General features: G+C 51.8%; 17 protein-coding genes. 12 read left to right on the forward strand and 5 right to left on the reverse strand.

Annotated elements, in window-relative coordinates; genetic code table 11:
- Nucleotides 1-2 precede the first annotated feature (2 nt).
- A complete protein-coding gene (gene tamB, locus HVX64_RS20260) occupies nucleotides 3-3782 on the reverse strand; it encodes an autotransporter assembly complex protein TamB (protein WP_044257201.1) in 3780 nt (1259 codons plus the stop codon).
- Nucleotides 3779-5512, reverse strand: a complete 1734-nt coding sequence (gene tamA, locus HVX64_RS20265; RefSeq protein WP_044257203.1) for an autotransporter assembly complex protein TamA — start codon at nucleotides 5510-5512, stop codon at nucleotides 3779-3781. The genes tamB and tamA overlap by 4 nt, the downstream gene beginning before the upstream one ends.
- A 214-nt stretch (nucleotides 5513-5726) precedes the next feature.
- On the opposite strand from tamA, the gene msrA reads away from it, so the two are divergent.
- From msrA to HVX64_RS20295, 6 genes are all read left to right on the forward strand, one after another.
- Entirely contained in the window at nucleotides 5727-6368 is a 642-nt protein-coding gene (msrA, locus tag HVX64_RS20270) for a peptide-methionine (S)-S-oxide reductase MsrA (RefSeq protein ID WP_042999206.1), read from the forward strand.
- Nucleotides 6369-6954: 586 nt separating this feature from the next.
- Nucleotides 6955-7515, forward strand: coding sequence for a fimbrial protein (locus tag HVX64_RS20275; RefSeq protein ID WP_042999205.1), 561 nt, complete (start codon nucleotides 6955-6957; stop codon nucleotides 7513-7515).
- Nucleotides 7516-7579: 64 nt separating this feature from the next.
- Nucleotides 7580-8299 (forward strand): molecular chaperone, encoded by a 720-nt coding sequence (locus tag HVX64_RS20280; RefSeq protein ID WP_051642297.1) that lies wholly within the window; start codon nucleotides 7580-7582, stop codon nucleotides 8297-8299.
- An 11-nt stretch (nucleotides 8300-8310) separates the two neighbouring features.
- Nucleotides 8311-10833 carry a fimbria/pilus outer membrane usher protein gene (locus tag HVX64_RS20285; protein WP_181825150.1) on the forward strand — a complete coding sequence of 841 codons (2523 nt, stop codon included), beginning with the start codon at nucleotides 8311-8313 and terminating at the stop codon, nucleotides 10831-10833.
- Nucleotides 10834-11251: 418 nt separating this feature from the next.
- Complete coding sequence (locus tag HVX64_RS20290; RefSeq protein ID WP_081097220.1) at nucleotides 11252-12244, forward strand: fimbrial protein; 993 nt, start codon at nucleotides 11252-11254, stop codon at nucleotides 12242-12244.
- A gap of 184 nt (nucleotides 12245-12428) precedes the next feature.
- Nucleotides 12429-13766 carry a hemolysin family protein gene (locus tag HVX64_RS20295; protein WP_042999204.1) on the forward strand — a complete coding sequence of 446 codons (1338 nt, stop codon included), beginning with the start codon at nucleotides 12429-12431 and terminating at the stop codon, nucleotides 13764-13766.
- Nucleotides 13767-13847: 81 nt separating this feature from the next.
- On the opposite strand, the gene HVX64_RS20300 is transcribed toward HVX64_RS20295, so the two are convergent.
- On the reverse strand, nucleotides 13848-14054 hold the full coding sequence (locus HVX64_RS20300) for a DUF1107 domain-containing protein (RefSeq protein ID WP_004857160.1): 207 nt from the start codon (nucleotides 14052-14054) through the stop codon (nucleotides 13848-13850).
- Between the two features lie 323 nt (nucleotides 14055-14377).
- Between HVX64_RS20300 and HVX64_RS20305 the strand changes: the two genes are divergently transcribed.
- Entirely contained in the window at nucleotides 14378-14935 is a 558-nt protein-coding gene (locus HVX64_RS20305) for a YtfJ family protein (protein WP_042999203.1), read from the forward strand.
- Here HVX64_RS20305 and cysQ read toward each other — a convergent pair.
- Nucleotides 14925-15665: a 3'(2'),5'-bisphosphate nucleotidase CysQ gene (gene cysQ / locus HVX64_RS20310; RefSeq protein WP_042999202.1), complete on the reverse strand. Its 741-nt coding sequence runs from the start codon at nucleotides 15663-15665 to the stop codon at nucleotides 14925-14927. The genes HVX64_RS20305 and cysQ overlap by 11 nt on opposite strands.
- Nucleotides 15666-15853: 188 nt before the next feature.
- On the opposite strand from cysQ, the gene cpdB reads away from it, so the two are divergent.
- Nucleotides 15854-17797, forward strand: coding sequence for a 2',3'-cyclic-nucleotide 2'-phosphodiesterase (gene cpdB / locus HVX64_RS20315; protein WP_044257207.1), 1944 nt, complete (start codon nucleotides 15854-15856; stop codon nucleotides 17795-17797).
- Nucleotides 17798-17835: 38 nt separating this feature from the next.
- Here the strand turns inward: cpdB and HVX64_RS20320 are convergent, their stop codons facing one another.
- A complete protein-coding gene (locus HVX64_RS20320; RefSeq protein WP_042321550.1) occupies nucleotides 17836-18216 on the reverse strand; it encodes a helix-turn-helix domain-containing protein in 381 nt (126 codons plus the stop codon).
- 92 nt (nucleotides 18217-18308) lie between these two features.
- On the opposite strand from HVX64_RS20320, the gene HVX64_RS20325 reads away from it, so the two are divergent.
- From HVX64_RS20325 to ytfE, 4 genes are all read left to right on the forward strand, one after another.
- Nucleotides 18309-19157: an SDR family oxidoreductase gene (locus tag HVX64_RS20325; RefSeq protein WP_044257209.1), complete on the forward strand. Its 849-nt coding sequence runs from the start codon at nucleotides 18309-18311 to the stop codon at nucleotides 19155-19157.
- 81 nt (nucleotides 19158-19238) lie between these two features.
- On the forward strand, nucleotides 19239-20063 hold the full coding sequence (locus tag HVX64_RS20330) for an AraC family transcriptional regulator (protein ID WP_044257211.1): 825 nt from the start codon (nucleotides 19239-19241) through the stop codon (nucleotides 20061-20063).
- A 76-nt stretch (nucleotides 20064-20139) separates the two neighbouring features.
- Entirely contained in the window at nucleotides 20140-21111 is a 972-nt protein-coding gene (locus tag HVX64_RS20335) for a DMT family transporter (RefSeq protein WP_042999198.1), read from the forward strand.
- 85 nt (nucleotides 21112-21196) lie between these two features.
- Nucleotides 21197-21859: an iron-sulfur cluster repair protein YtfE gene (gene ytfE, locus HVX64_RS20340; protein ID WP_044257213.1), complete on the forward strand. Its 663-nt coding sequence runs from the start codon at nucleotides 21197-21199 to the stop codon at nucleotides 21857-21859.
- The last annotated feature ends 12 nt before the right edge of the window (nucleotides 21860-21871 follow it).

A 21871-nucleotide genomic window follows, 5' to 3' on the forward strand; every position in this document is an offset into this window, starting at 1 on the left:
TGCTAAAACTCAAACTGATAGAGCAAATCCAGTGCCTGATCTACGCCAGACACGGCTTCCAGATATAGCTTAGGCATCAGGCGATAACGTAACGTGAGTGTCGCCAGTGAGTCAAATATACCCACACCATATTTCACCTGCAGACCTGGCAGTACGTATCCGCTGACGACCACCTGGGAGGAGTCGCCCACCCCCTGAGTATCCAGTGCCAGATTGCTTACGCCAAATGTCTCCCCGATTTTACCCACAACCTGACCACTTTGTGCAACCCCCAGGCCAATAAGCATTGAGGTCATCGCCGCGCTGTCGCTCTGATCGCTGCTCAGACCCTGGCCGCGCAACAGATAAGAGAGCGCTTCCTGCTGCGACATTGCCGGATCAGAGAAGATCTCAGCCTTCGGTTCATCTGCCGTTCCGGTGACGCGAACACCCGCGATCACGTCATCTTCGGTGGCTTCCGGGTTACGAATAGCTTCGATATTCAGCAACGGTTGGTCCGGCGGTCCAGAGAACAACAGTTCGCCTTTCCGCACAATCAGATCCTGACCGTAGGCGTGGAAACGGCCTTCCGGAATGTTGATCTGTCCGTTCAGCCCCAGCCCTTGCTTATCCTGCACCACGTTCAGATCGCCTGTCAGACGAGCTTTCAGACCAAACGCATTCATCCGCACGTTGTTACCCACATGCACAATCAGATTGCTGTTGATCGGGATCCCGGCGCTCTGCGGCTTCTCAGGTTGCAGGTCGTTATTGAGCATCACTTCATCGCTGGAGACGCCCACCGCGCTCTCTGGCAAGTCATGAACCACAATACGCGCCCACGGCACGTCCACCCGGCCATCGAGAGTGAACAGACTCGGCGTCGCTTCAAACACGACATCCGGAGAAACATCCAGTCGCACCATCGGCGGTACGGTGATACGTACCCTACTGCCTTTCGCCGCCACACGCGCACGCCAGTTGTCGATCTGACTCCAGTCCGCGTCGCCGCTTAAGTTGATCTGCCCCTGCTGGGTTCGTATCACCCCGGCAAGCGTCGAGCGGGTACCGTTGAAATTCATCGCCAGTTGGCTCGGCTGCATATCAAACGGCATAAAGTTGCCGTCGATATCCAGCCCGCTTAGTTGCAGTTGCCCAAACATTTGCGGGCTCTGTACATCGCCGCCCAGACGCAGATTGGCGCTCAGCATCCCCGCCGCCTTTTCGCCGCGCGCGAAGATCGGGTTGACCATCGCCAGATTCACGTTGCGAATGTTGACGTTGCCGCCCAGGTTACGACGCCCCTGCGGATCGGTCACCTGTACCTGTCCGTCAAGCTGACCATTATTGGTCAGGCGGATCAGCCAGCCCAGTTCTGCACGATTGTTGCGCAGATCGGCTGTCACGTTCAGGGTATCGAACGCCAGCGGCAGCGGTGCATCGTTCACCGTCTGCGTTACCTTCACGTTACGCCCGGAGAGCGTAACATTACCCTGCGGCAGCCCTTCTTTGGTGGTGTCCCACGAAACGTCCGCTTTGCCAGTAAATACACCACTGGCCTGCGTCGCCTCCGGCATAAACGGTTTCAGCATCGCCAGATCAAAGCGGTTAAGATTCACTACCGCCCGCCCTTCGGCACCCGCATCGATGGTTTGCGGCACGCACAGTTCAGCATTCGGATTTGCCCAGCAGTGCGGCCCGATACTGATTTTCTGCTCTTTGTTACGATAGTCCAGCGCGATGGGGCGCGTCAGGGTCAGCGGCCCAACCGGCGTCTGGAAACGGGTATTGCTCAGCGATCCTTTCCAGCGCTCTTCTTTACGATCAAAACTCCCCGCCAGATCGAGCTGGCCGGAGACCGGCTCGCCCTGAACACGTAATTGCAACTCGTGCTGCTTCTCGCTGCCTTTGGCGTTCAGGGTCACAAGGTTGATGTTCACGTCGGGCTGCGAAATACGTTCAACCCGTACACTGAGGTTACCGGCAATCTGATCCGTCGATTTGATATCGCCTTCCACGCGCACCTGCGCCACGGACAGTTCCTGCCAGCGCAGCCCGCGGGCGGTGATATCCGCCAGCAGTTGCGGAGCGTCGACGGTACCGCGCACCTTGACCAACCCTTTTGCCGTACCACCGAGTCCCGGCAGCGCGTTGTCCAGTCCCGGCGCGTCGATAGTCGCATCCAGATTGAGATCTTTCACGCCCAGCTCGCCTTTCACATCGGCGCTGTTTGGCCCCAGTTCCAGATGCAGGCCCGGAATGGTCCACTGCAAATAGCTGTTGCCTTTCAGCGATCCGTTGACGTTAACCTTGTTCTGCTTAACGTTCCCGGTCAGTTTCAGCTCCGGCACGTCCATCTGCCAGGTGCCGCCATACAGGCTGCCCCGGGTTTTGATCAGGCCATTGAGCTTCGACGGCCAGTCCGGAATCTCTTTCGCGGTGTTGATGCCGTCCAGCGTCAACTCGCCTCGCCAGCTGATCGCCTGTTGCCAGTCCACCAGCGCTTTCAGCTCGGTTTTCCCTTCCAGCGCCGCCACGCTGAGTTTATCGAGATTAATTTGCTGTTCGTTGCCTTTCGCATCAAGGGTAATGGTCGCCGACGGGATATCCTGCCCTTTCACCGCCGTACGCATCGACAGCGTGTAGTCCGTCATCTTGCCGGTGAGCTTGAGCTTGATATCGTCGGCCTGGAACTGTTTGTCGCCGGTAAAGGGCCAGTAAATCTGCTTACTGACCACCTCCAGATTCAGCGGCAGGCCGGCTTCCGCCAGACGCGTCTGGGCACGCAGATCCATGTCCACCGGCCCGGAAAGGTTAACACCCACTTCCAGTTGTTCACGCAGCGCCCCACCCACCTTCAGCTTCACCTTCTCGCCTTTCAGCGGATCGACGTTCAGCGTGCTGTTCAGGGTGATGTCTACCGGCCAGTTATTGGTCAACTGGGCCGTACCGCTGGCATTCACCGTACCCTGACTGGAGTCGATATCGAGCGCATCGAGCTTCATGTTGCCGTCGATGCTGCTTACTTTCAGCAGCAGGTTATACACCGTCAGGTCAGTATCACCGGTGATACGCAGTTGTTCGCCTTTAAACGCTTCAATATTGAGATTGAGCGGCAGATGAACGTCCGTCATCTCCGGCAGAACCGGCTGCGAAAACAGATCTTTCAGCGTTTCACCAAGCGGTTTTTCATCCGGCTGCGGGTTCTGGATCTTCGGCTCGACCACTTCTTCCTGAGCCACCTCCGCCACTTTCGGCAGTGCGATCAGCAATCCCTGTAACGACGTGGGTTTCAGGGTCAGATCCTTCTCTTGCCAGTGCAAGCCGGAGGTAAAATCCATCACCGATACGATGGTGTCATCGATTTTAATATTGACGTTATTGAGCGCCACGCGAGAAAGCGTGATCGGATACGGCGTGGAGAGATTCAGCGGCCCGCTATCCTCTTCTTCCTCTACCTGCTCAGAAGGCGGCATTTTTTTACTGTCGATCGCCACATTGATGTCTTTGAGCGACAGATCGTTCACGCACAGGCTGCTGTTCCACAGGCAATTCAGCCCGACCGCCAGATGCACTTCCCCGGCGTTAACCGCTACACCAGGCTGGTCAAAGCGGATATTTTTCAGCGACAAATCACGCCAGCCGCCGGTGACCTGACCAATTTCCAGCCCCGGTACCCAGCGATTCGCCGCATTGAAGATCAAATGCAGGCCGGTTGTTGTTCCGACCAGAAACGCCACCGTTCCCAGCAACAGCAGGATAAAAATCAGGATGCCGAGGCTTATCTTCTTCCATAAACTCATAATTCAGGCCCCAGACCGATGTAAAACTGTAAACCGTGTTCCTCTTTGTCGCCGACCGGCACGGCAAAATCGAGCTTGATCGGCCCGACCGGAGACTGCCAGCGTACCCCCACCCCGGCGCCGGTTTTGAAATCGCTTTTGCGGATATCACTGACCGCTTCACCGCTATCGACAAACATCGCCCCCCACCATTTACCGGTCACGTTGTACTGGTATTCCAGCGATCCGGTCACCAGCTTCGAGGCCCCTTTCAGATCGCCGTTGCTGTACTCTGGTGAGATGGATTTATATTTGTAGCCACGAATACTGCGGTCGCCCCCGGCGAAGAAACGCAGATCCGGCGGCACTTTGTCGAAATCACCGGTTTCGATCCAGCCAAGATTGCCGCGCATCACGAAGCGATGACGATCGTACAGGGAACGGATCCAGACGTTTTGCGCCTGAAAGACCGAGAAGTCGACATCAGAGCCCCAGGCGGTGTTGGAATAATCAATAGAGTAACGCTGGGAATCGCCCCAGGTGGGCATCAGTCCGCCACGCGAACGGGTTCGGCTGATCATCACGCCGGGATAGAGCAGCATGGTAGTGTTCGTCACCTGCCCCTGCGTAAAGTGGTCGAGACTCCAGCGCAGGTTAATGGCGCGCTGCCAGCCGCTGGAAAGGTCCCAGTAGCGGGAAACCGCAAGCGTGGTGGAGTCCTGTTCGGTATCGTTGAGATCGGTACGCTTAAAGCCGCCTTGTACCAGATAGTACTGCTCCAGCGGGTTCTTCAGCAGCGGCATTTTGTAGCTGAAATCCAGTTGCTGTTCAGGCGATGAGATACTGGCGCTGGTCGTCAGGCTGTGACCGTAGGAGTTCATCCACGGTTTTTTCCACGTGGTCTTCACGCGCGGCCCCACGTCGGTGGAATATCCCACCCCGGTCTCAATGGTGTTTTCCGTTCGCGGTGAAACCACACCCTTCAGCGGCAGTACTTTGGTTTTTCGCGCTTTGTCGAATTCGGGCGCCACAACCACGGAATTAAACCAGCCAGTCGCCGAGAGTCGACGGTTCAGCTCGCCGAGATCTTTTGACTCGTATGCATCCCCTTCTTTAAAGGGCACCAGATTTTGCAGATACTCCTCGCGGATCTGCGAACCTTCAAAGGAGACGTGACCAAAGCGATAACGTTCACCACTGTCGTAATCGATATCCCAGAACGCCTGATGGCGATCAAGCGCAATACCCAACTGGCTCTTATTAAATTCGCTGTCGAAATACCCTTTACGTAGCGCCACGCTGGTGAGGGATTTTTTAAAGCTGTCATAATCCCCATGATCGAGCACCGTACCGATTGCCGGACGCGTTTTCAGCAGATCCAGGTAATCTCTGTCGGTACGCGCGCCGCCGCGTAAAATGACTTCTGTTCCGCCAATGCGCACCGGTTCACCGGGTGTCACTTTGGCTACCAGTACCTGACGCCCTTTCGCCGGAGGCGGACGCAGATCGAAATCGATGGTCGGTTCATAATAACCGAGCGCCTTCAGCCCTTCGCGGATAGCGTCATCCACGCGCGCGCGAAAACGCCGATCCGGCGTGACTTCATCACTCTGGATAGTTGAGAGTTGTGCCCGGACGTTTTTCTCCAGTTCTCCTGATAGCCCTTCGACCTGTAGACGGACGTTCGCGGCAAAAGCAGAACTACTCAAACACAGCAGGCTCACCCAACATAACTGACGGATATGTGGCACTTTTTCTCCTGAAATCCCTTATTTCCACCCCTGGAAAAAAATCATAACGCCGCTCCACGGCTTAACAAAAACCCAACAATTGGGGTTGAAAAACAGACGACACCCCAAATATTTCTTATGTTTACTGTAGACGTATTCGTAACGGTTATTGTGTGCAAATACGCGTCTTGTTACAACCTTAACCCCAATTACTGATTTTCGGGAGAACGGCACCATGAGTTTATTTGATAAAAAGCATCTGATTTCACCGTCAGATGCCCTCCCTGGGCGCAATACCCCGATGCCCGTGGCGACGCTGCATGCCGTCAACGAACACTCGATGACAAATGTCCCCGAAGGGATGGAAATCGCCATTTTCGCCATGGGCTGTTTCTGGGGCGTGGAGCGGTTGTTCTGGCAACTGCCTGGCGTTTACAGCACCGCGGCAGGATACACCGGTGGCTATACGCCCAACCCCACCTACCGGGAAGTCTGCTCCGGTGAAACGGGCCACGCCGAAGCGGTGCGCGTGGTGTACGACCCGGCGGTCATCAGTTATGAGCAATTGCTGCAGGTGTTCTGGGAAAACCACGATCCGGCACAGGGCATGCAGCAGGGCAATGACCACGGCACTCAGTATCGTTCGGCTATCTATCCGCTGACGCCGGAACAGGACAGCGCCGCGCGCGCAAGCCTGGAGCGTTTCCAGGCCGCCATGCGCGCAGCGGGCGATGACCGTCCTATCACCACCGAAATCAGCAACGCGACGCCGTTCTATTACGCTGAGGAAGACCATCAGCAGTATCTGCACAAAAACCCGTACGGCTACTGCGGTATCGGCGGGATTGGCGTCTGTTTACCGCCTGGAACAAAATAGAGATTATCAGGGTCCTGAGGGACCCTTTCTTTTTCATCAGTCCCGTAAGCGATAATTAATGGCATTCTCTCCATGAGCCATCGCCAGCCGCGTTTCAGATAAACAAATAGACAAAACTAATAGTTAATAACTATTTTCAATACTCTACATACCATTTGAACCAACAGATTGTTCACTTCCCCTACAAAGCAATAACTAAAAAATAACTATATGTTTATTAGCTATTGCAATTAATCATTCGTTGCCATCATGCCTCGTGCACCAGGCCCGATTACCCCTTGAACGTCTGTATGATGGGCCCATCCAACATCGTAGATAACAAATATAAAATTTTAACACCTCGCTGCAAAATTGTAATAATCAAGTAAACCAACCATATAGCAATAATAATTTCATCCAAAATTAGATTATAATCTCCTTGAATGGTTTACATAGAATGTCATAATTTAATTTTCAAACAGAAACACTTAATTACAAAACTTCAAGTGAGCATGGGATTTTTTCCATATTGCCACCCATAGATACACCATATGGAAATAACATACGATCACGATATCACTTATATATTATTCTATGGAGCCAGGCTATGAATAGAAAATTAAAATTAATATCAGCAATGGTATTATCATCAGTTGCCATCGGTAATGCGCATGCTGCGTTGACGGATGATCAGGGAACTGTACATTTCCAGGGGAAAATTATTAATCCGCCCTGTGAAGTATCAACAGATTCAAAGACGGTAAACGTGACTTTCACGCCTATGGTCGCAACTACCTTTGCCGCTATCGGCTCTGAAAATCCGCAAACCCAGGACGTAGTGATTAATCTGAAATCCTGTCCAGCCGATACCACCATCAACCTGACGTTCTCTGGTGCGACTGCCACGACCAGCGATCAGCTGAAAGCAATGACAGGTTCGGATGCCACGGGTGTCGGTATTGTCATGTATGGAACTGGCAGTGCAGCCAGTACAAAAGTTGTTTTTGACAACAAGCCGGATGCGGCCTTTGCACAAACTACGCCAGCCGGTGAAGCCAGTGACCTGGCGTTTAATTATAAGGCTAAAGTTGTTGCAACTGTCACGCCAGCGGATATCAAAGGTGGTGATTTCACGGCAGATACAACCTATACCATTTCCTATCCTTAATGATAAAAGCGTAGAGAAGGCATATTGAATGATATGCCTTTCTGGCTTGCCTTATGATTTGTGAATGATGAAAAAATTAATACGTAATTCCTTTTTGTTAACATCTATATTAACGTGCGCGCCAGCGATTTCAGGTGTGCAGGTTGGCGCAACCCGTATTGTGTACCCATCCAATAGTGATGAGGTTCAGTTGACTGTTCAAAGTAAAAACACATCAACGAATCATCTGGTTCAGGCATGGGTAAGTAATATAGACGATCAAGGTGATGCGCCTTTTATTGCTACCCCCCCTCTTATGAAGCTTGGAGCAGGCCAGGAAACTATTTTCCATTTTATTTATGCCAAAAAAGGAGCTGAACTTCCTAAAGACAGGGAGTCCGTATTCTGGGCTAATATTAAATTTATCGCCAGCACGCCTGAAAACATGCGCGATCAGAGTAAATTGCAGATTGCATCCAGAACGCGCATTAAGCTTTTTTATCGCCCGACATCTCTTAAGGATAACGAGGCTTTTAGCGCCTACGAAAAAATTAATTTTTCAAGGCAGGGTAATGCACTGAATATAACCAATCCAACCCCTTTTTATGTGACATTTAACTCTATTACTGTTGATGGCAAACCTGTCACTGCCCCAAAAGATACCTTAACAGCCATGACAATGATGGTGGCACCGTATGGGCATATTTCACTGCCAGCAGCATTAAAAGCGAATTCAGTGATCAAATGGAACGCTATTAGCGATTACGGCAGCGCCACACCGAGTAAAGAATCTGTATTAAAATAAGGTTGAATAGAATGGCCAGAGGCGATATAAGCAGTCAAAATCGTTCGGAAAGGTTTGCTTATTCTGCATTAGCCTTAGCGGTAATGCTCTTGAGCACTTATGCCGTTGCGGAAGACCAGTTTAATCTGAACGCCTTAAGCCATGATACGCCACTCGCCGACAGCAATATCCTGCAAAAGTATATTGCCGATAACGAAATGCTGGAAGGCAGTTTTTTATCAACTATTTATTTTAATTCTAATTATGTAGAGAAAAAAGAAATCAACTACAAACTCTCTACAGATAGAAACCGACTTGTTCCTGCTCTCACCAAAGCAGATTTACGTCGTTACGGTGTCAACGTTGATGTGCTCTCAGGCTTTCAAAAAGTGAAGGACGAAGACACCATTGGGAATATTGGGCAATATATAGACGGTGCCAGTTATACCTATAGCGAGAAAACGCAGCGTCTGGATATCCGCGTACCACAGATAGCCTTAAATCAGGAAGCGAAAGACGCGGTCTCACCCGAATTATGGGATGATGGCTTACCTGCCCTCCTGTTAGGCTACTATTATAGTGGATCACAGTTGTACGCCCGAAACAGTAGCGACGGAAATACAAACAGTAATTTTTTAAGTTTAAACTCGGGTGCTAATCTTGGCGGATGGCGGCTGCGCAATGTATCGAACTATTCCGGCGAAAAGTGGGACGAGCTTTCAACAACGTTGACGCATGATATTAAAACGTTGCGCAGCCAATTTTTAGCCGGGGACAGCAGCACACCTTCGGACATTTTTGATAGCATTCAGTTTCGCGGCGTCAGAGTCTATTCTGATTCCACTATGCATCCTTATAGCGAGCAAGGATTTGCGCCGCTGATTCGTGGTATCGCGCACAGTGATGCTAAAGTCACCATCAAACAAAATGGCTATAAAATTTACGAAACCTACGTCGCTCCTGGCACGTTTGAAATTCGGGATATTAATCAGGTTTCATCCGGGAGTGACTTCGACGTTATCGTGACCGAAGTTGACGGCAGCGAACATACTTTTACCCAATCGTCTTCCTCCTTACCGGTCATGCTGCGTAGTGGCAGTTATAGTTATAGCGTGGCCTACGGCAAATATCAGAGCAATGATGTTTCCGACGCGCCTGATTTCGGCCAGGCTCAGCTTATTTATGGTATGCCATGGGGAATGACTGTCTATGGTGGGCTGATTGGTGCCGATATATATCAGTCTGCTGCTCTGGGTATTGGTATGGATTTGCACGCTGTGGGCTCAATTTCTTTTGATGCCACTCAGGCCAAAAGCCAGCTTAATGATGATCAAAATGAAACCGGTATGTCATACCGTCTTCAGTATGCGAAAAACATAGATGCGACTAACACTAACCTGACTATCGCCAGTTATCGCTATTCTTCTGCAAATTTTTACACTTTTGCGGAAACACTTAACCATCGAGACTCAGCGGATATAGCCGATGATATGTACTCCTACAGAGATCTCTATAACCGCCGGAGCCGTGCACAAATCAACATCAGTCAAGCATTGGGAGAATGGGGTAGCTTATATCTGTCGGCTTATCAGCAGGATTACTGGAAACTGAATAAGTCTGAGCGTAATTTCACGTTAGGCTATAACGTGATGCTCAATAATGTTTCGTACTCATTTAACGCGTCACAAACGCAGATGCCCACCAGCCAAACGGATACGCAATATTTATTAACCATTGGTATTCCATTGGATAAATGGTTGCCGCAAACCTGGGCGACTTATGCACTTAACTCTTCACAGCAAGGCAATGCGGGACACCAGCTTGGTATTAATGGCATTGCGCTGAAAGACAATAACTTAACTTACAATATACAACAGTCATACTCAGAGCAGAACAACGCAACAAGCGGCAGCATGAATGCCGCTTATCGCGGCTCATCCGGTACACTGAGCGGTGGTTACAGTTATGATAATAATAGTCAGCGCGTGAATTACAGTGCACAGAGCGGCATAATCGCTCATCCTTTTGGTGTAACCTTAGCGCAAACCTTACCGGAAACCATGACATTAGTTCGCGCACCCGGTGCCGCAAATATTAACGTCAGCGGCGCATCAGGTATTTATACGGATAAACGTGGTTATGCCGTAGTTCCTTACAGTAATCCCTATCGGCAAAACACTATATCGCTGAATACCAGTGGCAGTAGAAATAGTGATATTAGCGATCCGGTAAAAACTGTCGTACCGACTCGTGGTGCAGTGGCTCTCGCGGATTATAAAGTGCGCAGCGGAGCACGTGTGCTTTTTACATTGCTGCACGGTAATAGTACTGTTCCCTTTGGCGCTCTGGTCTCAACCCCGCAAGAGGAAGAGAACCCAACCAGCCTCGTCGACGATCACGGTCAGGTTTATATCACCGGTGTCTCCAAAGGGATGAAACTGGTGGCCCTATGGGGAAATGGCAGTGATCATACTTGTGAGACGCACGTCCCCTCATTATCCGAAAGCGCTGACAGCGAAGCGACCGTAATGCGCCTCTCGCTGGAATGCCATTAATATTGCCAGGTGACAAGATGCGAAATAAAGAATGAGTCCGTGCTGCCGTGATAACGTCTCTTTCTCCTCATGGAGATACCACAACACCGGTACGCGTCCGATATTAATGTTACCTGTCTGAAAATGATCCGTACCAGCATAAAATTTAATAGTACGACGATAAATGGAAAATACACTATGCTTCATTTAGATAATGTTGATATACCCTCCTCAGCTCAAGGGGGCGGTATTCAAATTCCATCCAATATCCAACCTGTTTATTTCATTGGACAATATAATTTATTAACTCACATAACAACACAAGTGACCTTGTCCTGTCAGACCTGTTTAATAGACTTAACCGCGCTATTAAGACCGTAGATGTCAACGCAACGGCGACATTCGATATGATTTAGCGTTACTACTTTACGGATTAATTATGATTTCACGTTTTATACTGACCTGGATACTGCGTATTTTCTTTAGTGTCTGTGCAATATCTTTATCCTGCTCAGCATGGGCAGATTGTACCCTGAGGAACGGTACAAGTACCGTTTTACAGCAAATCAATATACCTGCATTAAGGTTAAATTATACTAACCCGGCAGATACTATTCTTTGGGAAAGCCCCGTTATCACTGCCTCCACTATGGCGGATATCTATTGTTATACTGATCAAGTGGTTGAATCAGGCTATCAATCAGCAAAGACACCGGTAAGTGACATTTCTACTTCCTATGTTTATGAAACGAACAATCCTGGCATTGGTATAAAAATCCTGGCCGGTCAGGATATGTCCAATTTAATCCCCATGGCCTGGCCGCATGGGACTGAGCAAGCTAAGGCGAGTTACGCTTACAAGCAACAAAATTACTTTAAAGTTCAATTAATTGCTACCGGGTCACGAATTACTACCGGTGTCCTGAATTTAACTAATTACAGCGTTGAACGTGTGTTTGGCTCTGCCCGTCAGTATTTAATGTCCTTTAATCCAACCTCGGTGTTCGTGCAATCTGTTGGCTGTGATATTGAAACCAAAGATATTACCGTCCCATTAACAGGATCACAGGGGATTGCTATCACATCACTTCCTCGTTCCGGCAACACCACCTCTCCCGTAAGCTTTGATATTGTTCTTAATTGCGAACAGGGCACGAATGTGAACATAAAATTTGACGGCACCACCACCGACGGTCAAAAAAAGACGTTGGCGTTGGATAATCCTAATCAGAGTTCCTCCGCTCGCGGTGTTGGCGTACAAGTGATGTATAACTACCAGCCCGTCACCTTCGGAAAAGAGGTTTATTTACTGAGCAATGCAGATTCAACGACGATTACCTTGCCTTTTCAGGCGTGGCTGATTCGTCTGAGCGATGCCATCAAGGCCGGAGACGTCAACGCAACGGCGACATTTGATATGATTTATCGCTGATGGTTTTCTCACTTGCCAACAGAAAGAGATCGACGTTTACCCACCGCTAGCGGCCTGCCCCGCCCTTACGCTATACTAGCCCCTGAACTTACCGGCTCACCTCCACGGGCCGGTTTTCATTAAGTTTTACCACATGGATTTATCAACTTCCCTTCCGAGGATCTGGCGTGACGCCGGATAAGATATGTTAAACAGTATTTTCATTATTCTTTGCCTGATCGCTGTGAGTGCGTTCTTCTCGATATCCGAGATCTCACTTGCTGCCTCACGTAAAATTAAGCTCAAACTGCTGGCCGATGAAGGCAATCTCAATGCGCAACGCGTGTTGAAAATGCAGGAAAACCCGGGGATGTTCTTCACGGTGGTGCAAATCGGTCTGAACGCGGTCGCCATACTTGGCGGTATCGTCGGTGACGCCGCATTTTCCCCCGCTTTTAACTCGTTATTCTCTCGCTATATGTCGCCGGAACTCTCTGAGCAGTTGAGCTTTATTCTCTCCTTCTCGCTGGTCACCGGTATGTTTATCCTCTTCGCGGACTTAACCCCGAAACGCATCGGTATGATTGCACCAGAAGCTGTGGCTTTGCGTATCATCAACCCGATGCGCTTCTGTCTGTTTGTTTTCACGCCGCTGGTGTGGTTCTTCAACGGGTTGGCGAACGTGATCTTTCGCATTTTCAAATTGCCGATGGTGCGCAAGGATGACATCACGTCTGATGATATTTATGCGGTAGTGGAAGCTGGCGCGCTCGCAGGCGTATTGCGTAAACAGGAACATGAGCTGATTGAGAACGTGTTTGAGCTGGAGTCGCGCACTGTGCCGTCATCGATGACGTCGCGTGAAAACGTGATCTGGTTCGATCTGCATGAAGACGAGCAGAGCCTGAAAAACAAAGTGGCGGAACATCCGCACTCCAAGTTTCTTGTCTGTAACGAAGATATTGACCACATCATTGGTTACGTTGACTCGAAAGATTTACTGAATCGTGTTCTGGCGAATCAGAGCATGGCGCTGAACAGCGGCGTGCAGATCCGCAACACCCTGATTGTTCCAGATACGCTGACTCTTTCTGAAGCGCTGGAAAGCTTCAAAACCGCCGGTGAAGACTTTGCGGTGATCATGAACGAATACGCGCTGGTCGTGGGGATCATCACGTTGAATGATGTGATGACCACGCTAATGGGCGATCTGGTCGGCCAGGGTCTGGAAGAGCAGATTGTGGCGCGCGACGAGAACTCCTGGCTGATTGACGGCGGTACGCCGATCGATGACGTGATGCGCGTGCTGGATATCGACGAGTTCCCGCAATCAGGTAACTACGAAACGATTGGCGGCTTTATGATGTTCATGCTGCGTAAAATCCCGAAACGGACCGATTCCGTGAAGTTCTCGGGCTACAAATTCGAAGTGGTGGATATCGATAACTACCGTATCGATCAGTTGCTGGTGACCCGCCTGGACAGTAAACCAAGCGTACTGGTGCCGAAACTGCCGGACGTTCAGGGAGACGTTAAAGCGTAGTATTCGCTTATTCTGCCTGCTCCAGAAACATCAACGGCTCCCAATGGGAGCCGTTTTTTAAACTACTGCATAGCACTTTGGTTAAGCCATCTCAGTTTGCAGACGCAGAACCTGACGGTTAACTTCGGACATCACAGACAGATGCTGTTTATCCTTCACTTTTGGGATAAGAATCTTGCCCTTATCAAACTCAAAAGCGCCAACGTCCTTGATATATAACCGTCCACGGAACAGGATCTTCACGTACTTCGCCACTTGCAGTGGGTTGTACCGTTGGAAAATTTTCATTGTTATCTCCTGCTTAAGTCACGCCCTTGTGGTCCCACAATCGGTCCAACCGTTCTAAGGCGCAAAATTTAATGCCATTTGACTATAGACTATCTGTACGATGTTTCCAGCGCGTATAAGTTTATTTACCTTTTCATTACAGTTAATCAGAATCATCTCTGAATCAGGGTGCGGTCCTCAGTATAAGCCTTCGTTTTTCGCAGGATTTGTGCGCCCGTCCGCAAACTGGCATCACTCTTGCGGGAAAAAGCATCATTCGCACATATGATTAAAAATCAGACCTAAGTGGTCGGATCACCTGCAAACAATAAGAAGGAAACACCATGACCTTACGTAAGATTCTCGCGCTGGCGTGCCTGTTAGCGCCAATGATGGCCTCCGCGCATAGCTTCGAAACGGGCCAGCGCGTCCCGCCGGTAGGGATTGCGGATCGCGGCGAATTGATTCTTGAAAATGATAAGTTCAGCTATAAAAGCTGGAACAGCGCACAGTTGCCCGGGAAGGTGCGAATCCTTCAGCACATCGCCGGACGCACCTCTGCGAAAGAAAAAAATGCGACGCTGATTGAAGCGATCAAAGCAGCAAAACTGCCCCATGACGTTTACCAGACCACGACGATCGTCAACACTGACGACGCGATTCCTGGCTCCGGTATGTTTGTGCGCAGCAGCCTCGAGAGCAATAAGAAGCTCTACCCGTGGTCGCAGTTTATTGTCGACAGCAACGGCGTGGCCCGTAAAGCCTGGCAACTGGATGAAGAGAGCTCTGCTATCGCGGTGCTTGATAAAGACGGTCGCGTACAGTGGGCAAAAGACGGGGCGCTCACCCAGGAAGAGGTGCAGCAGGTGATTACCCTGCTGCATAAGTTGCTCAATAAATAGAGACCCGAAAGCCGGGGTTGAGGAACGACTCACGCGGGGTGTAGTCCAGCGGTTTACCCTGCCAGTCGTGAACGTGCGCCCCGGCTGCCGCCGCGACAGCATGGCCCGCAGCGGTGTCCCAGACGTTGGTCGGTCCAAAGCGCGGGTACAGTTGCGCCTGTCCCTCCGCGACCAGGCAGAACTTCAGCGACGAACCAATCGACGTCGTCTGGTGCTCGCCCAGCTGTTGTAAATATTCTTTCAGTTCGTTGTCTGCGTGGGAGCGGCTAATCACCACCAGCGGCGGACGCGCGTCACGGACCTGAATTTGCTTGCGCACATTGCACTCTTCTTTCCAGGCTTTGCCGTCCGCCGCGCTGTACATCACTTTCATCACCGGCGCGTAGACCACGCCCAGTACCGGTTTGCCCTTCTCGATAAGCGCAATATTTACGGTAAACTCGCCGTTGCGTTTGATGAACTCTTTGGTGCCATCCAGCGGATCGACTAACCAGTAGCGCTGCCAGTGCCGACGCACGTCCCAGGCTGGCGGGTCCTCTTCGGAGAGCACTGGAATATCTGGCGTCAATTGCGTCAACCCTTCAAGAATCACCGCGTGCGCCGCGATATCGGCCGCTGTCACCGGGGAGTCGTCCGGCTTGCTGGTAATCTCCATCGGTTTGACTCCATCATAAACCTGCATAATGGCATCGCCCGCGTTCCGTGCAAGCTGGCATACGTGTTCTAGCATTCTCCACCTCATTTGTGGCAGTGGTCTTAACTCATTGTTTTACTTATACCCGATCAAAAGCGAATCCGCCAACTGTGATAGTGTCTGCGGTTTTGCTTGCTAAACTGATGCATGCTTCACAGTTCTGTAAGCAAGAAGATATAAATACATTTTTTACTGTGTTTCAGATCTTAAAAGGATGCCCTCTGATGATTAAGTTTAGTGCAACGCTTCTGGCCACGCTGATCGCGGCCAGCGTGAATGCCGCGACCGTTGATCTACGGATAATGGAAACCACTGATTTGCATAGCAACATGATGGATTTCGATTATTACAAAGATACCGCAACCGAAAAATTCGGACTGGTACGCACCGCAAGCCTAATTAACGCTGCGCGCGATGAAGCCAAAAACAGCGTGCTGGTCGACAATGGCGATCTGATTCAGGGCAGTCCGCTGGGCGATTATATGGCGGCAAAGGGACTGAAAAAAGGCGAGATCCATCCGGTCTACAAAGCGCTGAATACACTGGATTACGCGGTTGGTAACCTCGGTAACCATGAGTTCAACTACGGGCTGGAATATCTGCAAAAAGCGCTGGCAGGCGCGTCATTCCCTTACGTTAACGCCAATATCATCGACGTTAAGACCAAAAAGCCGTTGTTTACCCCTTATCTTATTAAAGAGACGGATGTCGTCGATCAGGAAGGCCATAAGCAGACGCTGAAAATCGGCTATATCGGGTTTGTCCCTCCGCAGATCATGACCTGGGATAAAGCGAACCTGAGCGGCAAAGTGACGGTTAACGACATTACCGAAACCGCACGTCGCTATGTCCCAGAAATGCGTGAAAAAGGGGCCGATGTGGTGGTGGTGATCGCGCATTCAGGACTCTCTGCTGACCCGTACCAGAGCATGGCCGAGAACTCGGTTTATTATCTCAGTGAAGTGCCCGGCGTGGATGCCATTATGTTTGGTCATGCCCACGCGGTCTTCCCCGGTAAAGACTTTGCCAACATCAAAGGTGCGGATATCGCAAAAGGGACGCTGAACGGCGTGCCGGCGGTGATGCCAGGCATGTGGGGCGATCATCTGGGCGTGGTGGATCTGGTGCTCAATAACGACAGCGGCAAATGGCAGGTAACGCAGGCCAAAGCCGAAGCGCGCCCCATTTACGACACCGCTGCGAAGAAATCACTCGCTGCCGAAGACAGCAAACTGGCGGAGATTCTGAAAGCCGACCACGACGCGACGCGCGAATTTGTCAGCCAGCCGATCGGCAAATCCGCAGATAACATGTACAGCTATCTGGCGCTGGTGCAGGACGATCCGACCGTTCAGGTGGTCAATAACGCACAGAAAGCCTATGTCGAACATTTCATTCAGGGCGATCCGGATCTGGCGAAACTGCCGGTGCTTTCCGCCGCCGCTCCGTTTAAAGTTGGCGGACGCAAGAACGATCCGGCCAGTTTTGTCGAAGTCGAAAAAGGCCCGTTGACCTTCCGCAATGCCGCTGACCTTTACCTGTACCCGAATACCCTGGTGGTCGTTAAAGCCAGTGGTAAAGAGGTGAAAGAGTGGCTGGAGTGCTCAGCCGGACAGTTTAATCAGATTGATATCACCAGCAGCAAACCGCAGTCGCTCATCAACTGGGATGGGTTTCGTACCTATAACTTCGATGTGATCGACGGCGTGGAATACCAGATTGATGTCTCACAGCCCGCACGCTATGACGGTGAATGCCAGACGGTAAATCCGTCCGCAGAAAGGATTAAAAATCTGACCTTCAACGGCAAGCCGATTGACCCAAATGCCACTTTCCTGGTCGCTACCAATAACTATCGCGCCTATGGCGGTAAGTTTGCCGGAACCGGCGACAACCATATTGCCTTTGCGTCACCGGATGAGAATCGCTCGGTGCTGGCGGCATGGATTGGCGCGGAATCTCAACGCGTCGGGGAAATTCATCCGGCGGCCGATAACAACTGGCGTCTGGCGCCGATTCACAGTGAGAAAAAACTGGATATCCGCTTCGAAACCTCGCCGGGGGATAAAGCCGCTGAGTTTATCAAAGAGAAAGGCCAGTACCCGATGCAAAAAGTGGCGACCGATGAGATCGGTTTCGCAATTTATCAGATGGATTTAAGCAAGTAACGTTAATGCCGGATGACATCCCGCCATCCGGCAACGTTTTACGCCGCCCGTTCTTCCCGTTGTGCTAACACCTGCGGCAAATTCAGCTCAATCCAGTCCGCCAGCGCGGCGACTTTATCACTGACCTGCTCGCCCAACGGAGTCAAACTGTATTCCACGTGCGGCGGCACGACCGGATACGAAACCCGGTTGATAAACCCATCCTGCTCCAGCGCCTGCAACGACTGCGCCAGCATCTTCTCGCTCACGCCGCCCATTTTACGCCGCAAATCGCTGAAGCGATGTGTGCCGTCACGTAGCGCCACCAGGATCAAGACGCCCCAGCGACTGGTCACATGCTTTAACACCTCACGCGACGGGCATTGTTCGGCGAACAAATTGCCGTCACGCAGTTGTTGAGAAAGAGTCGATGCACTCATCTTATACTTACCTTTTTGTACGTACTTACTAAAAGTAAGTTTAGGTGCTAGCTTTATAAAACACAAGCGACACATTAAGAAGGAGTCACCTCATGATTGCTATTACCGGCGCGACGGGCCAACTGGGCCAACACGTTATTGAGAACCTACTGAAAACCGTTCCTGCCAGCCAGATTGTGGCCATCGTTCGCAACCCGGCGAAGGCCACCGCGTTAAGCCAACAGGGAATCACCGTACGTCAGGCGGATTACAGTGACGAAGCGGCATTTACCCAGGCGTTACAGGGTGTGGACAAGCTGCTGTTGATCTCCTCCAGCGAAGTCGGCCAGCGTGCCGCTCAGCACCGTAACGTTATTAATGCGGCAAAGGCGGCGAAAGTGAAATTTATCGCCTACACCAGCCTGTTGCATGCCGACCGCTCTCCCCTCGCTTTGCACGTTGAACACGTCGATACCGAGAAGATGCTGGCTGACTCCGGTATTGCCTACGCGCTGTTGCGTAACAGCTGGTATACCGAAAACTATCTCGCCAGCGCCCCTGCTGCGCTGGAGCATGGCGTATTTATCGGTGCGGCGGGCGAGGGCAGAATTGCCAGTGCAACGCGTGCGGATTACGCCGCTGCCGCCGCACAGGTCATCAGCACCGAAGGCCATGCCGGGAAAGTGTATGAACTGGCGGGTGATGAATCCTGGACACTAAGCCAGTTGGCCGCAGAACTGAGTAAACAGAGTGGCAAACCTGTCGTTTATCAGAACATGAGCGAAGCCGATTTCGCCGCCGCGCTGAAAGGGGTCGGTTTGCCAGCAGGACTGGCGGAGATGCTGGCCGATTCAGACATCGGGGCATCCAAAGGCGGTCTGTTCGATGACAGCCACACGCTGAGCAAGCTGATTGGTCGTCCGACCACGTCGCTGGCCGAAAGCGTCAACGGTATTCTGTAAGTGTTAAAAATCGGTTAATTATGGTGGCATCCCCGCGCATCCTCTCTGATAATGACAGGACGATGCGTGGGGAGAGACAACGTGCAAGGTGTACCCGAGCAGTTTAGCGATGAAAAAGACAGCGCCCGCTTTCGCCATCTGGCGCAGGTGCCTGGCGTTGAGTTGTATCACGCGCATATTTCACGCTACGCCTTTGAGCCACACACCCACGAAGCGTTCGGCATTGGCGCGATAGAAGCCGGTGCCGAGCGCTTTCGCTATCGTGGCACGCAGTACGTTGCCCCAGCCCACTCGGTCGTGACGATGAATCCGGATGAGCTGCATACCGGCGAGGCCGAAACCGCCGACGGTTGGCGTTACCGGATGATCTATCTGGAGCCCGACCTGCTGGAAGAGGTGACCGGCATTCGTCACTGGTGGTTTCACGACGTCACGCGTCACGATCCGCGCCGCTCCCGTCAGATTTGTTCGCTGATCCACGGACTATGGCACACTGACGATCCTTTAGCGCAAAAAGGATTGTTGCTGGATCTGATCGACACCTTCCAGCCGCTGGCTCGTCATGCCCCGGCGCCACGGGAAGGCGCGCATCGCTTTGAGCGCGTGCGCGACTATTTACATGACAACTACATGCGGCCGGTCACCCTCGATGAACTGGCACGCGTTGCCTCGCTAAGCCCCTGGCACTTTCAACGTCAGTTCAAAGCCCATTTCCACGTGACGCCACACCAGATGCTGATGGCGATCCGTCTGTGGCGGGCAAAAGGTTTTCTGACTCTCGGTATGCCCGCTGCGGACGTTGCCGCCGCGACCGGCCTGACCGATCAATCCCATCTCACCCGCGCCTTTACCCATCGCTACGGCATCACTCCCGTGCGCTATCAAAAGCAGGTTTATTCGCGCTAATGCGCAAGCTCATACAATACGCGCCCCGGTTCCCTGCCTACACTTTTCGTCATGTTTAACGATGTGGATGTAAAGCATGATTAGCGGTGTGTTGTACGCCCTGCTGGCAGGGTTGATGTGGGGACTGATTTTTGTCGGACCGTTGATCGTGCCGGAATATCCGGCGGTGCTGCAGTCGATGGGGCGTTATCTGGCATTAGGCTTGATTGCCCTGCCGCTGGCATGGCTCGGACGTGTGCGCCTGCGGCAGCTTTCGGCGAAAGACTGGCTGACCGCGCTGGCGCTGACCATGATGGGCAACTTGATTTATTACGTCTGCCTTGCCAGCGCCATTCAGCGCACCGGCGCACCGGTCTCAACGATGATCATCGGCACGCTGCCGGTCGTCATTCCGGTATTTGCCAACCTGCTGTACAGCCAGCGCGATGGCAGGCTCTCCTGGCTACGGCTGGCCCCAGCACTGCTGCTGATAGGCATCGGATTGCTGTGCGTGAACATTGCGGAACTCAACCAGGGCTTGCCTGATTTTAGCGGCTGGCGCTACGGTTCCGGCATCGCGTTGGCGCTGGTATCAGTGGTGTGCTGGGCCTGGTATGCGCTGCGTAATGCCCGCTGGCTGCGGGAGAACCCGGAAAAACACCCGATGATGTGGGCGACGGCGCAGGCGCTGGTAACCCTGCCCGTTTCGCTGCTGGGCTACCTCGTCGCCTGCTTCTGGCTGCATGGGAAAATGCCCGACTTCGCCCTGCCGTTCGGCCCGCGCCCTGCGGTGTTTGTAGGCCTAATGGTGGCGATTGCGGTGCTGTGCTCATGGGTAGGCGCGCTGTGCTGGAACATTGCCAGCCAGCGATTACCGACGGTGATCCTCGGCCCATTGATCGTGTTCGAAACGCTGGCGGGTTTGCTGTACACCTTCATCTTGCGCCAGACCCTTCCCCCTGTGCTGACGCTCAGCGGTATTGCTTTGCTGGTTATCGGCGTGGTGGTGGCAGTCAGAGCAAAACCGGAAAAACCACGCGTCATTCCGCTTTCAGAGCCAGGCCGTTAATCCGTCCCCCCTCGAAAGGGTTATAGCGCCCGATGAAAGATGTATTTAAAATGCACCTTATATTATTGAGAATGAGGTAACGGCTATGGCTTATCGCGATCAACCTTTAGGTGAACTGGCGCTCTCTATCCCTCGCGCGTCGGCCCTGTTTCGTAAGTACGATATGGATTACTGCTGCGGCGGTAAGCAGACGCTGGCGCGTGCTGCCGCCCGTAAAGAGCTGGACGTTGATGCTATCGAAGCGCAACTGGCACAACTGGCAGAACAACCGATCGATAAAGACTGGCGTACCGCGCCGCTGGCCGAAATTATCGACCACATCATCGTGCGTTATCACGACAGACACCGCGAGCAACTGCCGGAACTGATCCTGCAAGCCACCAAAGTTGAACGCGTTCATGCTGATAAGCCCAACGTACCAAAAGGTCTGGCGAAGTATCTGACCATGCTGCATCAGGAGCTTTCAAGCCACATGATGAAAGAGGAACAGATCCTGTTCCCGATGATCAAACAGGGCATGGGCAGCCAGGCGATGGGGCCGATCAGCGTCATGGAAAGTGAGCATGATGAAGCGGGGGAACTGCTGGAAGTGATTAAACATACCACCCAGAACGTAACGATCCCACCAGAAGCGTGCACCACCTGGAAAGCGATGTACAACGGCATCAATGAGATGATTGATGATCTGATGGAACACATTAGTCTGGAAAATAATGTATTGTTCCCGCGTGCCCTCGCAGGCGAATAAAAAAGGCGCCCG

The sequence above is a fragment of the Citrobacter sp. RHB20-C16 genome, assembly GCF_013890155.1.
GTDB classification, from domain to species: domain Bacteria; phylum Pseudomonadota; class Gammaproteobacteria; order Enterobacterales; family Enterobacteriaceae; genus Citrobacter_A; species Citrobacter_A amalonaticus.

Excerpts from the sequence above, each read along its gene's own strand:
- HVX64_RS20320 (WP_042321550.1), bottom strand. The coding sequence starts at position 18,216 with ATGAGTGCATCGACTCTTTCTCAACAACTGCGTGACGGCAATTTGTTC.
- HVX64_RS20280 (WP_051642297.1), top strand. The coding sequence starts at position 7,580 with ATGATGAAAAAATTAATACGTAATTCCTTTTTGTTAACATCTATATTA.
- HVX64_RS20305 (WP_042999203.1), top strand. The coding sequence starts at position 14,378 with ATGACCTTACGTAAGATTCTCGCGCTGGCGTGCCTGTTAGCGCCAATG.
- tamB (WP_044257201.1), bottom strand. The coding sequence starts at position 3,782 with ATGAGTTTATGGAAGAAGATAAGCCTCGGCATCCTGATTTTTATCCTG.
- HVX64_RS20325 (WP_044257209.1), top strand. The coding sequence starts at position 18,309 with ATGATTGCTATTACCGGCGCGACGGGCCAACTGGGCCAACACGTTATT.
- HVX64_RS20285 (WP_181825150.1), top strand. The coding sequence starts at position 8,311 with ATGGCCAGAGGCGATATAAGCAGTCAAAATCGTTCGGAAAGGTTTGCT.
- HVX64_RS20335 (WP_042999198.1), top strand. The coding sequence starts at position 20,140 with ATGATTAGCGGTGTGTTGTACGCCCTGCTGGCAGGGTTGATGTGGGGA.
- HVX64_RS20300 (WP_004857160.1), bottom strand. The coding sequence starts at position 14,054 with ATGAAAATTTTCCAACGGTACAACCCACTGCAAGTGGCGAAGTACGTG.
- cpdB (WP_044257207.1), top strand. The coding sequence starts at position 15,854 with ATGATTAAGTTTAGTGCAACGCTTCTGGCCACGCTGATCGCGGCCAGC.
- HVX64_RS20290 (WP_081097220.1), top strand. The coding sequence starts at position 11,252 with ATGATTTCACGTTTTATACTGACCTGGATACTGCGTATTTTCTTTAGT.
- HVX64_RS20275 (WP_042999205.1), top strand. The coding sequence starts at position 6,955 with ATGAATAGAAAATTAAAATTAATATCAGCAATGGTATTATCATCAGTT.
- ytfE (WP_044257213.1), top strand. The coding sequence starts at position 21,197 with ATGGCTTATCGCGATCAACCTTTAGGTGAACTGGCGCTCTCTATCCCT.
- msrA (WP_042999206.1), top strand. The coding sequence starts at position 5,727 with ATGAGTTTATTTGATAAAAAGCATCTGATTTCACCGTCAGATGCCCTC.
- HVX64_RS20295 (WP_042999204.1), top strand. The coding sequence starts at position 12,429 with ATGTTAAACAGTATTTTCATTATTCTTTGCCTGATCGCTGTGAGTGCG.
- cysQ (WP_042999202.1), bottom strand. The coding sequence starts at position 15,665 with ATGCTAGAACACGTATGCCAGCTTGCACGGAACGCGGGCGATGCCATT.